Below are 15258 nucleotides of genomic sequence, written 5' to 3'. Positions count from 1 at the left end.
ATGAGTTATACTTAAGTCACGCCAATCGAGCAGGGGTGACGATATGAAGCAGATAAGAATATTAACCGGTATGATGTTTGTTGTCCTCATATCCGGCTGTGCATCATTACCGGAATCCTTTACCGCCAGCGAACTGCCCCTCAACGATGACGTCTTCACTCAGTACCATGAGTATACGCCGGAATCCGCAGACGAAATCTTTAAGCTTGATGCAGCTGCCAGAGAATTTGTCGATAATTCACAGTCTCCTCTATCCGGCGACGGAGACAATCTTAAGAATTTGATCCGACAAATCTTCGATGGCGGAGAACTGGGGATCCGCTATATCACCAATGCGAACACTATCGCTTCTGAGACATTTGCGAACCGTGCCGCGAATTGCCTGTCGCTGACTATCATGGCGAAAGCCATGGCGGATTATGCCGGGTTTAATGCAGTATTCTACGAAGTGGATATTCCCGAATACTGGACCCGCCGCAGCGGAGTAAATTTACTCAATGGTCATATTAATTTGCGGGTATCCGTTGCGGACACGCTCAGAAAAAACCAGATTTCATCGCATTTCATTGATGTGGACTTTGATCCGCAGACCATCCGCTCCCACTTTCCCCGTAATGCCATCAGCAAAGAGAAAATTACAGCTATGTTTTATAACAACAAAGGTGCTGATGCTTTGCTCAACAATGACGACATAAAAGCCTATGCGTATTTACGTGCAGCTGCATTGCTTTATCCTGAGTTCGGTTCCACATGGGTGAACCTCGGGGTGTTGTACCGGCGTCACGGATTACTGGACAGCGCCCGTGAAAGCTACGAGCTGGCACTGAAGCTCGACAGTGAAAATTTAACCGCATGGGAAAACCTGGCGTTACTGCATGAACTCGAAGGTCGTACAGCGCAAGCCAGAGACATTGCCAGAAGTGTGCGTAATAAACGGGAAAGTAACCCCTTCTATCACTTCATTCTGGGTGAAGAGGCGCTGGATTTCGGTGATCCGGAGCAGGCGCTTATCCATTACAACCGTGCCCGCAGGCTGGATAACAGCCGCCATGAAATTTTCTTCGGAATGGGGAAGGCGCACTATGAGCTGGGCAATATAGACCGCGCCGCTGACTTCATGAAGCTGGCGGCTAAGCATGCGCAAAACCGCCAGGATGAATATCGTTACATGAGTAAGCTGTCTGACTTACAAAGCGCCCGTTAAATGACGCCAAGCTCTCTGAGACGTTCCTGCAAATAGGAGTGTGCAGTATGTCTTTCTGACAACACCACATCCGGGCGCGGGTGTAGGAACAGGGGTAATGAAATTCGTGACTTAGTCATGTCCGTCCCGGCAGGATTAATCACCCTGTGAGTGGTTGACGGGAAATAATGCCCTGATGCTTCCTGCAACATATCGCCAATGTTGACGATAAGGTTACCAAAGTCACAAGGCACATCAATCCAGCTGCCATCTTTACCTTTAACCTGCAAACCCGGCTCGTTCGCGGCGGGCAAAATGGTGATAAGGTTAATGTCTTCATGGGCTGCAGCACGGATTGCATCCGGTTCTTCATCTCCCTGGAACGGCGGATAGTGCAGAACCCGTAACAGGGTTTGATCACTGTCTTTGATCATATTCGACAAAGGCTGACTGTACAATTTACTGACTTCAGCCGGCGAATGCTTCTCAATCCAGCCCAGTAACTCTTCTGCCAGCGTGTTTGCTTTTGCATAGTATTCCGCCAGCTGAGGACGCAACGCTTGCGGGCACTGACCCCAGGGATAGAAGTGGAAGTACTCTTTAATATCTTTTTTGGTAAATCCTTTTGCTACTTCAGATACGCTTTGCGGGAAGAATCCGTCCTGAGTCCCTTTGTTGTAGACGTAATTATTCTTTTCTTCGCTGTCGAAGAATGTTTGCCAGGACTGATAAATGCCGGTCACCATTGCCTGGCTGATTGGGTGATTTTTCAGTACGCCAAATCCTGTCTCACGGAGGGATTCTACGAATGCTTCCTGTGCACCGGGAGCCTGATAGTCAACAGCTTCTAATTGCATAACGATACCTTAATTAAATGACCGCAGAATTATAGGGAATCCCGCGTCTTCGTAAAAGTAACGGCCTTTGATATACGTCAATTACCGTTAGGTTAAGTGGTCAGTTTTCGTTACAAAGCTGACCATTTAGTCTGGTTTCTCTGGTTAAAAAAGTGAGCCGCGCTCACTTTTTTACGGTTCCGGGTGTATCCGGCTCAGCCAAGCGAGAGATAAAAGCCGGCTAGTGATGCACTCATCAGGTTCGACAGTGTTGCGGCGAAAACCGCTTTCAGACCCAGTTGTGCAATTTCTTTACGGCGGGTGGGTGCCATTGCACCGATGCCTCCCATGAGAATAGCAATGGAGGAGAAATTCGCGAATCCGCACAGGGCAAAGGTGATAATTGCCTGAGATACTTCGGATAGTTCACTCTGATGCTTAAGGAAGTCGAGGTATGCCACGAATTCGTTCACCACAAACTTCTGACCGATGAAACTGCCTGCCAGACGGGCTTCTTCCCAGGGAACACCGATAATCCAGGCCAGCGGCTGTAGTAAGTAGCCTAAAATGCCCTGGAAGGTCACATCTTCATAGCCAAACAATGTGCCTGTCCAGCCGATAAGACCATTCAGCATGGCGATAAGTGCGACGAAAGCCAGCAACATAGCACCTACGTTCAGTGCCAGTTGCAAGCCTGATGCAGCACCGCTGGCAGCCGCGTCGAACACGTTAGCATAGCCGGTTTCAGACGCATCGATTTCTTCCAGTCCGTCCTTTGCTTTCTCAGTTTCCGGCAACATGATTTTTGCCATCAACAGGCCGCCTGGAGCCGCCATGAAGCTGGCCGCCAAGAGGTATTTTAGCTCTACACCCATACCGGCATAACCCGCCATGACCGAGCCGGCAATAGACGCCAGGCCGCCGACCATAACAGCGAATAATTCAGATTTTGTCATGTGAGGAATGAACGGGCGTACTACCAGAGGGGCTTCGGTCTGGCCCACAAAAATGTTGGCAGCAGCAGACATAGACTCAGGACGACTGGTACCAAGTACCTTTTGTAAGAAGCCGCCAATAAGTTTGATGACCCAGCTCATCACACCGAGGTAATACAGGACGGCAATTAATGATGAGAAGAAAATGATGACCGGCAGTACGTTGAAGGCGAAAATGAAGCCGAGGGATTTGTCACCGACCACGCCGAAAACAAAATTGATGCCTTCCTGACTGTAGCCGATGATGTTGCCCACGAAGTCAGTCATACTGAGCAGTAATTGAATGCCCGGCTCAAAATAAAGAATAAAAGCGCCGATCAATGCCTGAATCGCGAATGCTCCGCCCACTGTGCGCCAGTTAATATTCCGGCGTGCAGAGGACAATAAGAATGCAATTCCGGGCAATAGCAGTATGCCCAGTAAACTCACCATAATGACGTTCCTTTGTTATTGTAATGCCTGTTGTATATGTGACTTGATCACATCCAGGGCGATTTGGTTTTTGCCACCTTGTGTAACGACGACATCTGCTGTGAACCTGCTTGGTTCGATAAACTGATGGTACATCGGTTTAACCGTTGATTCGTATTGCTTGGCAATGGATTCAAGAGTACGGCCACGCTCTTTAACATCACGCATCATGCGGCGCATAAGGCAAATGTCGAGCGGTGTGTCGATGAAGATTTTTACATCGTAGTGAGGTAACAGCTCTGGTCTTGCCAGCAGCATAATACCTTCAAGAATGATCACCGGAGCCGGGTTCAGACGCTCTGTTTCCGGTAAGCGGGTATGGGTTTTAAAGCAATAGTGCGGGTAATCAATGGGTTCGCCATTGCGCAATGCTTGCAGGTGCGCTTTCAGCAATTCGTGTTCGAATGCATTAGGGTGATCGTAGTTGTTCTTTTCCCGCGCTTCCATTGGCAGGTGGTCCTGCGCACGGTAGTAGTGATCTTCCCGTAATATTTGTACAGGGCGACCTTGCGCACTGAAGGCATTTAACAGATTTTTAGTAAAAAGTGACTTCCCGGAGCCCGAAGCTCCGGATATAGCGATAATTAATGGCGACTGCATAACTCTGGATGGCTGATATTCCTCCTGCAAAGATACGCATTTGGCCCTCGCGAATCAACGTATAATTCACGATCAGTCAAAAAGTGGTTCAGTCTTTGCAGACCGGACACAACTGGCTGAGCTAATACCTGCCGTACCGGGTACGGCGTTTTCTCTGGGCTGGTGGAGCAATCAGGCTTATTTTCCGAGTATAACAATGTCCTCATCAGTAATCGGGGGAAGTGCGTAAGAATGCTGTTTGGATCTGGAGCCTTCACCCTGTGCTCTGGGCGGATAATATTTTTCCTTTTCCACGGGGAAGGGCTCAAAGGTTTCATCCAGCGCCGCACGGATCTCACTTAAGGTTTTATCCAGATTGGCATTAAAGTCCGGTCTTTTACGTTTGGTATGGCCCAGTTCGATCAGACGCAGGAAAACCCGGTTAGCAATCGTTATGAGTTCCTGGGGCACATCTTTATTTTGTGGCAAGGTCGCATCAGGATTCTCAATGCAGTATCTGACCAGCGCTGCGTAAAAGCAGAACGGTTTGTTCTGCATCAGGATAGCCCGGCCGTCTGCGCCGTTGCCGATACATTTCGTGTTCAGATCGATAACCAGTTTAGGTTGGGGTGGTGGCGGTGCTTCTTCTTTCGCAGATTTGCGCTTACTTCTGGCCCGCGGTTTGTAGCCAATTAACACCGGAGCAGCAATCAAAGCCGCCAGAATAGCCAGCGGATGCACCTGAGCTGAAAAATAAAGCGGGGTAAGACTCAAACCAATGTCGATACTTTGCTCTGCGGTGGATAACGTGAATGTGGCGGTTTCAACCGTTTCTTCCACCGGCTCTGCAGTGGCAGTAACGTGCTGGATTTCACTGATTGTAAGAGGGTAAGACTGCTCCGCCAGAGTTGCATTAATGCGGCGCATATAATGGCGGACCGCGGCATCATTCACCGGCGTTTTCAGTGTTTCATTGCCCACATCCAGATAGGCGAGATCAAGACTTATCCGTCGTTCCACATTATCAATAGCCTGGTGACGGTCAAGCCAGGCACCGGCAAACTGACCCGCGAAAATACAGCTTTGAAACAGAGCAAATAGTCCGAGCGCGGCTGCTGCTGTTCGTCCCCACTGAGAGGCTGTCATTTCACTGAGCGTTTGCATTTACACAAGGCTCCTTCAGTTCTACCTGCTGATAGTATTTTTTATTCTGCGCGGCAGAAATGGCCTGAATTACGTTTTGCACGGCGCATTTTAAATCTGTGTTGCGGGTCTGCATTTTCAGGTACCAGCGCATGCCTTTTACGCTGTTTTCCAGCGGTGTGATATAAGTGCGCGACAGGATCTCTCCGTCATTTTTGTCCCAGTAGGATGAAATAATATCGACTTCACCGGAAAGCAGGGCTCTGCGCATCTCTTTATGAGAGCTGTAATAATGCAGCTCTACATTATTCGGATTCAAATCCAAAGTTTTCAGTATCTTCTTAGGCACAATATGGCCTGAGCGGCTGCTCGGATAATCCAGTATGCCAATACGCTTACCCAGCAAATACTCTTTAGACAGCACCGGCTTTTCCTTTAAAGCGATAAAGTAGGCTGCATAGTCCTGGTGGGAGGCAACTTCTTCGTAGCCATAAATTTCACTGGCACCAAAGGCACTGACAACATTGTTCTTTACGAGGGCAAGATCACTTACGCCGTGGTTGATGTAGCGGTAGGTATCGTAGTCATTTTGTCCCACCGTAATTCTCACATTACCAAACTGACGCTTAATTACCGGATTCTGACAGAAAGCTTTCAGCGCACTTTCTGAGAAGGTTTGCTCTGTCAGATAGATGTCGAAATCGTCTGCATTTGACGAAAAACGGTCTGCGCAGTTCAAAACCTGACCAGTTTGCGGCCCGACTAAGGGCAGATTTCCAAATTTTTGAAAAAAACCTGTGGCAAGGCAGCATGCAGCAATAAGCACGACGATGATGACCCTGTATTGTTTCAAAAATGAAAAACTGACCACTTGAATAAATTTACGTAGGTTTATTTGTTGGCGCAATTTCACCAGTTAAGCTTATTTAATGCAATAGGTAAGTTTATTTTAATCGTGTAAATGTTTGTAATTAAATAACTTTAAATCAATGAAGCTGAATTCAAATAAGCGGTGTTTATCTGAAAAAAATCTGCGTTGAATAGTCGGGCTGGCGATAAGCTGCACGTTCTGAAGTTTTTGCGTAAATTTTCCGGACCATTTGTTCCGGATAATAATAAAAAAATCAGCATGGTCAGTGTGTTAGAAGCTCCTTCGTTTACATTGCTGTCATAAAGCTGACATAAAACTCGCGAAGAATTGCAGCCGTTTCCAGTTAATGCCGGTAGCGCCATTTTCTCTGTTTTGATGTTGCTACCGTTTGTCGATTATGACCAGGGGAAAAGCCAAATCTCCAAAGTGCATGGCTTTTCCCCGGTCAGAATCACAAAAACATACCTGTAAGAAGAATAAGAAGGCAGGTTGTTGCAGCCATAGTGGTCAAATTTGCGGTCACCTGGCGTCAGAAAACTTACCAGCCAACAAGCGATTGTTGGCTGGTTCCTTTCCGTTGTATCAGAGGGAAGTGGCGGTTTATCTGCGAAAAAATAAGACTGGATAGTATTTCTTTAGGGTGAATGTTTCTTCCGGGTTAAGTCACCGGACAGCTCGCTCTAAATCGTGATGTACGTGAAGTTGAAAGCGAAAGTGTCATGAACTGTCACATTGCTGCGGTCATGGCCATTCAGCATCACGGGAAAGTAGTTATCTTGATCCGTTGGACAAAAATAAAAACCCAACGTTCAGAGAGTTTTTAAAAAACGATAGGGAAACACACATGTTCACTAAAAGTAAGTTCAATCGCATTGCGATGGCTGTTGCGCTTTCAGTAGGCGTAGCATCTGCTGCAGTTGCAGCAGAAGGCCAGTCTTCTGCGATGCGTGGTGTAATTTCGGGTCCTCAGGGTAATCCTGCAGCGGGCAGTGTTATTACTATTCTTCACCAGCCTTCCGGTACGGTAAAGGAAGTGACTGTAAACGCTGACGGTCAGTTTTCTGCCCGTGGTCTGCGTGTTGGCGGTCCTTACACAATTATTATCGAGTCTGATAAGTTTCAAAGTGCCGTTATTGAAGACGTCTATCTGGACATCAACGATGCATTCGTTCTTGACCAGGCTCTGGAAGCCCAGGGCGACGTAGAACGTATCACTGTTACCGGTGCACGGGATTTCTTCGCTAATAAAGGTTCAAGCTCAGTGTTCGGTCAGGAACAGCTGAACAAAATGCCAACCTTTAACCGTGATATCAAAGACGTACTTCGTGCTAACCCGCTGGCAGTCGTTGACGGTGATGAACTGTCAGTAGCCGGTTCAAACCCTAAGTACAACGGACTGACAATCGATGGTGTGGGCGTAAACGATACTTTTGGTCTGCAAGGCAATGGTTACCCGACTAACCGTCCGCCAATTTCTCTGGATGCAGTATCTCAGGTTTCTATCGATTACTCTCCGTTCAGTGCCCGTGCCGGTAAATTCGGTGGCGGTAACATCAGCGTAGTCACTAAATCAGGTACTAACGAATTCCACGGTACAGCTTTCATTGAGAATGTTCCATGGACTGGTGATGCGAAAGACAACCGCCTGAATCCTGGCAACGAAATTGAAGTGAGCAACGACGAAGAGTCATACGGCTTTACTGTTGGTGGTCCAATTCTGAAAGACAAATTGTTCTTCTTTGGTGCCTATGAGCATTGGGAAGAAGATGTAGCCTTCGATTATAACCTCAGCAACCTTGAAGCTTCTGGTCATGATGTGACTAATGCTGAAGTGGATCAGGTAGTTAGCATTCTGCAAAATACCTATGGTCTGACTGATTCAATCGGTGGTGCACCAGCGCCAAACGAAGATGAAAAAATCCTGATCAAACTGGACTGGAACATCAACAGCGATCATCGCGCTGATTTCACCTACAGCGACCAGGACACCTCTGAACTGAATGGCTATACACAGTATTCAGACACGGTAAGTCTGTTGTCTAATCAATGGACTATGGCACAGACCAACCGCTTCTACACCGGTCACTTGTATTCAGACTGGTCTGCGGATTTCCAGACTGAAGCTTCTTTGTCTTACAAAGAATACAAGCAAGCATCTAATACCAACTCCAACTGGGGTGAAATTAACATTCGTACTGCAGACGGCACTGTGGTTGCCGGTCAGGACGAAAACCGTCAGGCCAACGAACTGGCTAACGAAGTTTGGAACTTCGGTCTGCACGCTACCTATCTGGCTGGTGACGTAGAGTACAAGTTCGGTGTTGAAATTGAAGATACCTGGAACTACAACCTGTACGGTCGTGACTCTGCCGGTACCTGGACCTTCGACAGTATTGAAGACTTTGAGAACAAAGCGCCTTCTTATGTTGAATACTCCAATGCGTACACCAACAACGTGCAGGATATTGCTTACGACGTAAGCAGCACTCAGTACTCATTGTACGGTGATGCGACCTTCGAACTGTTTGACGATTTTGAAGTGACTGCCGGTCTGCGTTATGAGTATCTGACAATTGACGATACGCCACAGGAAAACGCGAATTTCGTAAATACTTACGGCTTCTCTAACACAGAGAACATGGACGGCTTCAATATCTTCCTGCCGCGTGTAAGCTTTAACTACGACGTCACTGAAAATCTGACTATCCGTGGTGGTATTGGCCGCTTTACCGGTGGTATGCCTCTGGTTTGGGTATCCAATGCTTACACCAACGATGGTGTAACTAAAGATGGTGCTACATCTTCTTCCATCGATGCATCAGAAGTTGATTTCACTACTGTACCGGCATCTCTGCAGGCTGAGCTTGCGCAGGGCGCTGGTAGTACTAACCAGATCGATCCTGATTTCGAGCTGCCTTCAGACTGGCGTTATAACATCGCCGCTGATTACACCTTTGATATTCCGGGCGTTGGCGAAGACTTCGCGTGGACTACTGAGTTTACTTATACCGATAAGCAAAACGCAGCATACTGGGTTGACCTGTCCCGCGTAGACAACGGCAGACGTACTGCTGATGGCGGTCGTATTATCTGGGACAGCGTGTACGACGGTACTGAGTACGAAGGTAACTATGACCTGCAACTGACTAACTCAGACGATGGCGGTCGTAACATTCTGCTGACTACCATGCTGAACAAATCATGGGATAACGGTATCAAGTGGAGCGCAGCTTACACTTACACTGATATCACTGAAGCAAACCCGGGTACCAGCTCTACTGCTGAGTCTAACTACCAGTACGAAGTGGGTGTTAACCGTAACGTTCCTATGGTCGGAACTGCTTACTACGAGATCAAGCATCGTCTGGTTATGACTTTAGGTTACGATCACGAGTTCTTCAGTGGTTACAACACTAACGTAACCATGTTCTTTGAACGTCGTTCAGGCCGTCCTTTCTCCTGGACTCTGGGCGCGTACAACGATGTTGGTCTGGGTGATCAGTATACCTTCGCTGGTTCAGACACTTATCTGCCTTATGTACCAACAGGTGCAGATGATCCTGCTGTAGATTGGGCGAACAGTTCCCTGACATACGAAGAAGTAATGGAATTTGCTGAAGCTGCCGGTATTGCCGGTGCAGCGGGTGGTTATCCTGATAAGTATACTTCTACTCAGCCTTGGGTAACGACAATGGACCTGTCTATTTCTCAGGAAATCCCGGGCTTTATTGATGGTCACAAAGGTAAGTTTTATCTGAACATCGACAACTTTGCTAACCTGCTGAACGATGAGTGGGGTCAAACTTATGACCTGTCATATCCGCAAAACCTGCTGTATGACTACGACATCAACGAAAATGGTCAGTACGTTTACGATGAAGCGTATGGCGGTACTAACCTGAGCAACTTCGACTCGTTTGATTCTATTGAGTCAACCTGGCGAATCAAGGTAGGTGTGAAGTACATCTTCTGATAAGAGATGACTAACGGATTATAATAATAATAACCTGACGACAGTCCATTCAGAGCCAGCTTTCTTCCGGATAGCTGGCTTTTTTCTTTTTGTTTTTTACCTCCGCAATCTACCTCTTCTATCCAAAATCTCTTCTGTAATAAATCTGACACAAAATATTGCTTCACTAGGACCGTTTTATGTCAGTAAACCGTAAATTTCTGCTGGATAGCGCAAATAATGTCCAGTAATATTAAACGGGGTCGGCGCATGAAATGCCAAAATTTTCCGGCAAACTGGCAACGTACTTTTTCATTTGTACGGAACCGGCTGGAAATGACCATAGATTTGCGTCGAAAACGACAGAAAAAGCATTTTAGTAAAAAAGGACTTTAATCGTTGTCTTGGCAGTTTCAGACCAGTTGGTCTGATTGGCCTATACGCTGTACAGGAACCAACACGGCAAGCTGTTTTTGTCATAAAAGTGTCATCCTGTGTGGGTACTCAGGTCTTAACCGCTCAGCACGATATGCCTGCAGGCATCCTGAATGCGAATAAATTAAAATACTCAAGGGAAAACACACATGAACACACCCGTCAAACTCACGCGCATTGCGCTTGCAGTGGCATTGTCCGTTGGTCTTACCGCAGCAGCCGTTGCACAAGAGACATCGTCATCCATTAAAGGTAGCATTGTCGGTCCTATGGGGAACCCTGCACCTGATACGGTTATCACCCTGAAGCACATCCCAACAGGTGCTGTGAAAACCATCTCTACTAACTCAGCTGGTCAGTTCTCACTGAGTGGTCTGCGTGTTGGTGGTCCATATGAAATTACTGTGGATTCTGACACCTTCAATGACACTAAAGTGTCTGACATCTACCTGACTCTGGGTGAACCACTTAATTTTAATTACCAGCTGGAAGAATCCAGTAACATTGAAGTTATTCAAATCACCGCTTCTCAGCTGGGTGCTGCTGCATTCGGTAAAATGGGACCGTCAGCCAGCTTCGATCTTGAGTCGATGAAAAGTGCGCCGGCTATTAACCGTAACATCACGGATATCATTCGTATTGACCCGCGGGTTTACGTTGACGAAACCCGTGGTGACTCGAACCCTGTTCAGTGTGTGGGTAAATCTAACCGCTTCAACAGCCTGACTGTTGACGGTGTAAAAATGAATGACTCCTTTGGTTTAGGCTCAAACGGTTATCCGACTATCCGTATGCCTTTCTCTTATGACGCATTAAGTCAGGTTACCGTAGAAATTGCACCTTTTGATGTAATCTACTCTGGCTTTACAGGTTGTAATATCAATGCCGTTACGAAGACCGGTACCAACGAGATCCACGGTGGCGCTTTCTACGATTACGGTTCTGATTCTCTGCAAGGTGACTCACTGGAAGGTGATTCTATTGCTTCTCCAAGCTACAGCGATAAGCGTTACGGCTTTAATGTAGGCTTCCCGCTGCTTAAAGATACTGTGTTCGGTTTCGTTTCATATGAAAAGTATGAAGGTTCAAGCATCTTTACCCGTGGCGCAATTGGTTCCGGTGCCATTAACGAAGTTGGCCTGCGTCAGGAAGATCTGGATGAAATCGTCCGTATTTCTAACGAGCTGTACCAGTATGACCCGGGCCCGGTGCCTACCAGCATTCCTGAAGAAGATGAAAAGCTGCTTGTTCGTCTTGACTGGAACATCAATGATGCACACCGTTTAAGCTATACCTACAACTATAACGACGGTAACTTCTTTGCTGAGTCCGATGGTGATCTGGATGAATTTGAACTGCAAAACCACCTGTACGAAGTAGGGACTGAATTACAATCTCACGTACTGTCACTGTATTCTGACTGGAACGACAAATTCTCTACCGAAATCCGTTACTCTTACCTTGATGTTGATAACCGTCAGAACTCTCTGGAAAACCAGACCGGTGCTGTTGGTGGTATGAACTTCGGTGAAATGCAGATTTACGTTGAGAACCCGGATACCGGTGAAGACGTTGTTGTGTATATCGGTGGTGACGACAGCCGTCAGGCTAACGATTTGAACTACGATGTGACGGGTCTTATTCTTCGTGGTTATTACGCTCTGGATAATGGTCATGACCTGACATTCGGTTACGAGCGCGAAGCCCTCGATGTATTTAACGTGTTCGTTCAGCACACTGAAACAGAAATGCGTTTCTACGGCGGTATTGAAGCATTTGAAGCGGGTTTACCGGGTGCGATTTACTACAACAACGCTCCATCCGGCGATCCGAACGATGCAGCTGCAGTGTGGAGCTATGAAATTAACGCACTGTATCTGGAAGACGAGTTTGCCTTTAACGACGACCTTACTCTGACACTCGGTTTACGCTACGACTGGTACACCACAGATTCAGCGCCGGAAGAAAATGCAGAATTCGTAGAAAGCTACGGTTTCTCTAACAGCGAAACGCTGGATGGCGAAGGTCTGCTGCAGCCACGTATCGGCTTTAACTATTACCTGAACGACAGCACTGAACTGCGTGGTGGCTTGGGTCTGTTCTCTGGAGGTAACCCTAACGTTTGGTTATCTAACAACTTCTCAAACAACAACGTATTGCAGTTTGGTGCCCGTGGCCGGGACTACGGTTACACAGACGGCTCACGCTCACTGTTTGACGCAGACGTGGTGTATCTTGGCGTAGAAGACGGTGTACCAGCCGGTCCCGGTTACGGTATCCCATCTGAAATGTACAATGCCGTTGCTGCAGGCTCCGGTGCGAATAACGAGATCAACTATCTTGACCCTGATTTCGAAATCCCGTCAGAGCTTAAAATGGCACTGGGCGTGACTCACCAGACTGAAGACAACTATATCCTTCAGGCCGACCTGTTAGTGTCCCGCACACAAAACCAGGCAATTGTTTTGCGTGGCGACCTGGACCAGGTGGGTACTACAGATGATGGTTATGCCATCTATGAAAGCAACCGTGTTGGTTCTTTTGTACTGACGAACTCTGATGTTGAGTCTACCTCTTACACGGTATCTTTCGGTGTAATGAAGCAGTACGAAAACGGCATTAATCTGGCCGGTGGTTATGCGTATAACCATGCTGAAGACGTTCAGCCTATGACAAGCTCTGTGGCGTTCTCTAACTATCAGTACCGTGCATTTACCTCGCCGAATGAGCAGGTTTCTTCGCTGTCTGACTACAACATTGAACACCGTTTCACGCTGAATGTGAGCTATGACATCGAACTGATCGACGGTTACCCAACAACCCTGGGCGCCTTCGGTCTTATTCAGTCTGGTAAGCCGTACAGCTACACGCTGTCTCAGGACGACTCCAATGGCGTGTTCGGTTTTACACCATACCTGGACAGCAACAACGTACTGCCAGTTGGCGGAGAGCGTAACGGCGAAGACGGTTCATGGTGGAACAAGATTGACCTGCGTTTAACTCAGCAACTGCCTGGTTTCACAGATGGTCATAGTGCGAGTGCATTTATCGTATTTGATAACTTCACTAACTTCCTGAACGACGACTGGGGTATTGCTGAGCGTGTGCTTTTCAACACTGTTGAAGTCGGCGACACAACGCCTGAAGCCCGTATGGGTGATGCGTCTCTGTGGGAAGTACGTGTAGGTGTTAACTACAACTTCTAATCTGACGACAGGAAGCAGATCTTCTTAACTCAGAAACAAAGCATATAAACCGCCGTTTTCTACGGCGGTTTTTTTATGCTTGTAGAAAAACTACCTCAGCATTTACTCACCGGCAGTTTCTGCATCGCCATCATCAACGCCACCCAGACCTCCACCCATCACCCGGTAAAGGGTTATGCGGTTGCTCAAGTCAATTAACTGTGTAGAAATCAGCGACTGCTGCGCACTGTACAGGGTTCGTTGTGAGGTGAGGGCATCCTGAAAACTGTTCACACCATTTTCATAGCGGGCCAGTGACAGGCGGTAACTGTCTGAAGCTACATCGACTAAATCCTGCTGCGCCCCAAGCTGACGGGCAATGGTGCCCCGTCTTGCCAGCGCATCTGCCACGTCAGAAAATGCGGTTTGGATGCTGTACTCATAAGCGGCAACCATTTTATCCCGATTTGCTTTCGCATAATCAAGCTGCGCATCGTTGGCGCCACCGGTGAAAATAGGCACCGACACTGAAGGGATAAGGCTCCAGATAGTGGACGCGCCACCGGTAAAAATGTCGGCCAGTACATTACTGGCCAGCCCGCCGGTAGCAGTTAGCGTCACAGACGGGAAGTAGTTTGCTCTGGCGGCACCAATATCTGCATTGGCTGATTTAAGGTTATGCTCCGCGGCAAGTATATCCGGTCTGTTAAGTAAAATGTCGGACGTCAGCCCTGCCGGGATCACACTGATGAAATCATCGTTTTCCGGCAGACCATCAGGTAACCATTGCTTGTCTACGCCACTGCCTGCGAGCAACATGAGCGCATTGATGTCCTGCGCCACCTGCGTAGTGTAGCTGGCAATATCTGCCATTGCGGTGTGATAGGTGGTTTGCGCATCCAGCACATCCACTTTTGAGTCGACGCCAAGCTCATTGCGGCGGCGGGTGATCTCCATGGCTTTCTGCGCGTTTTCTGCGGTTTCTTCTGCCAGTTTCAGCAAGCTCTGATCCGACGCCAGCGTCAGCCAGGCATTGGCGGTTTCGGCAATCAGCGTGATCTTTGCCGCTCTGGCTGTCTCCACAGAATAAAGCCAGCTTTGCTTATCAGCTTCGGTTGCGCTCTGATTCTTGCCGAACAAATCAATTTCGTATCCGCTTAGGCCGGCATCAGCTTCATAACTGGTGCTTACGGAGCCGTCTGACGATTTCGCCCGCGTACCGGTTACACCCGCATTCACTGTAGGAAACAATTCAGCCCGCTGAATGCGGTAGGTGGCTCTTGCTGCCTCTACATCTGCAAGGGTTTGTCGTAAATCCCGGTTGTTATCCAGTGCGGTCTGAATCACTTTCTGCATTCTGTCGTCGGTAATGAACGACTGCCAGGGAAGCTGCAAAATGGCGTTGTCTTCTTTGGTGTTAGCGTCCTGCATCGAAGTTTGATCAACCTTCGTTGTATCTGTGTAAGCCTCGCCTGCCGGCCATTCAGAGGGTACCGGTGAGGCAGGGCGCTCATAGTCCGGCGTCAGGGTTGCACAGCCGCTCAGCGACAGTGCGACAACTAAAGCGCACAGAGTTAACTTGCTGGAATGACGTGTAGATTGCATTGA

9 protein-coding genes are annotated in these 15258 nt (G+C 47.9%); 3 read left to right on the top strand and 6 right to left on the bottom strand.

Annotated elements, in window-relative coordinates:
- Positions 1–43 precede the first annotated feature (43 nt).
- The gene (locus tag DS731_RS17830) at positions 44–1204 is read left to right on the top strand and encodes a tetratricopeptide repeat protein (protein WP_119502594.1); all 1161 of its coding nucleotides are present in this window, start codon (positions 44–46) and stop codon (positions 1202–1204) included.
- On the opposite strand, the gene DS731_RS17825 is transcribed toward DS731_RS17830, so the two are convergent.
- The 5 genes from DS731_RS17825 to DS731_RS17805 form a co-directional block, all read right to left on the bottom strand.
- Entirely contained in the window at positions 1201–2040 is an 840-nt protein-coding gene (locus DS731_RS17825; RefSeq protein ID WP_119502593.1) for an isopenicillin N synthase family dioxygenase, read from the bottom strand. The two genes, DS731_RS17830 and DS731_RS17825, sit on opposite strands and share 4 nt — an antisense overlap.
- Positions 2041–2234: 194 nt before the next feature.
- On the bottom strand, positions 2235–3446 hold the full coding sequence (locus DS731_RS17820; protein WP_119502592.1) for a NupC/NupG family nucleoside CNT transporter: 1212 nt from the start codon (positions 3444–3446) through the stop codon (positions 2235–2237).
- 15 nt (positions 3447–3461) lie between these two features.
- On the bottom strand, positions 3462–4085 hold the full coding sequence (gene udk, locus DS731_RS17815) for a uridine kinase (protein ID WP_119502591.1): 624 nt from the start codon (positions 4083–4085) through the stop codon (positions 3462–3464).
- Between the two features lie 177 nt (positions 4086–4262).
- The gene (locus DS731_RS17810) at positions 4263–5228 is read right to left on the bottom strand and encodes a hypothetical protein (RefSeq protein WP_119502590.1); all 966 of its coding nucleotides are present in this window, start codon (positions 5226–5228) and stop codon (positions 4263–4265) included.
- Positions 5212–5946, bottom strand: coding sequence for a PhnD/SsuA/transferrin family substrate-binding protein (locus DS731_RS17805; RefSeq protein WP_232373402.1), 735 nt, complete (start codon positions 5944–5946; stop codon positions 5212–5214). The genes DS731_RS17810 and DS731_RS17805 overlap by 17 nt, the downstream gene beginning before the upstream one ends.
- A 976-nt stretch (positions 5947–6922) precedes the next feature.
- On the opposite strand from DS731_RS17805, the gene DS731_RS17800 reads away from it, so the two are divergent.
- Both DS731_RS17800 and DS731_RS17795 read left to right on the top strand, forming a co-directional pair.
- Positions 6923–10051, top strand: coding sequence for a TonB-dependent receptor (locus DS731_RS17800; RefSeq protein WP_119502588.1), 3129 nt, complete (start codon positions 6923–6925; stop codon positions 10049–10051).
- 563 nt (positions 10052–10614) lie between these two features.
- Complete coding sequence (locus DS731_RS17795; RefSeq protein WP_119502587.1) at positions 10615–13671, top strand: TonB-dependent receptor; 3057 nt, start codon at positions 10615–10617, stop codon at positions 13669–13671.
- A 102-nt stretch (positions 13672–13773) separates the two neighbouring features.
- Here the strand turns inward: DS731_RS17795 and DS731_RS17790 are convergent, their stop codons facing one another.
- On the bottom strand, positions 13774–15255 hold the full coding sequence (locus tag DS731_RS17790; RefSeq protein WP_119502586.1) for an efflux transporter outer membrane subunit: 1482 nt from the start codon (positions 15253–15255) through the stop codon (positions 13774–13776).
- Positions 15256–15258: the final 3 nt, after the last annotated feature.

It is taken from the genome of Alteromonas sp. RKMC-009, from assembly GCF_003584565.2.
In the GTDB taxonomy this organism is placed as follows: Bacteria; Pseudomonadota; Gammaproteobacteria; order Enterobacterales; family Alteromonadaceae; genus Alteromonas.
This window is presented reverse-complemented; position numbering and strand designations above follow the sequence as displayed.

What these genes read in the sequence shown, in the direction of transcription:
- DS731_RS17830 (WP_119502594.1), top strand. Translation starts at nt 44, where the DNA reads ATGAAGCAGATAAGAATATTAACCGGTATGATGTTTGTTGTCCTCATA.
- DS731_RS17795 (WP_119502587.1), top strand. Translation starts at nt 10,615, where the DNA reads ATGAACACACCCGTCAAACTCACGCGCATTGCGCTTGCAGTGGCATTG.
- DS731_RS17800 (WP_119502588.1), top strand. Translation starts at nt 6,923, where the DNA reads ATGTTCACTAAAAGTAAGTTCAATCGCATTGCGATGGCTGTTGCGCTT.
- DS731_RS17790 (WP_119502586.1), bottom strand. Translation starts at nt 15,255, where the DNA reads ATGCAATCTACACGTCATTCCAGCAAGTTAACTCTGTGCGCTTTAGTT.
- udk (WP_119502591.1), bottom strand. Translation starts at nt 4,085, where the DNA reads ATGCAGTCGCCATTAATTATCGCTATATCCGGAGCTTCGGGCTCCGGG.
- DS731_RS17810 (WP_119502590.1), bottom strand. Translation starts at nt 5,228, where the DNA reads ATGCAAACGCTCAGTGAAATGACAGCCTCTCAGTGGGGACGAACAGCA.
- DS731_RS17825 (WP_119502593.1), bottom strand. Translation starts at nt 2,040, where the DNA reads ATGCAATTAGAAGCTGTTGACTATCAGGCTCCCGGTGCACAGGAAGCA.
- DS731_RS17820 (WP_119502592.1), bottom strand. Translation starts at nt 3,446, where the DNA reads ATGGTGAGTTTACTGGGCATACTGCTATTGCCCGGAATTGCATTCTTA.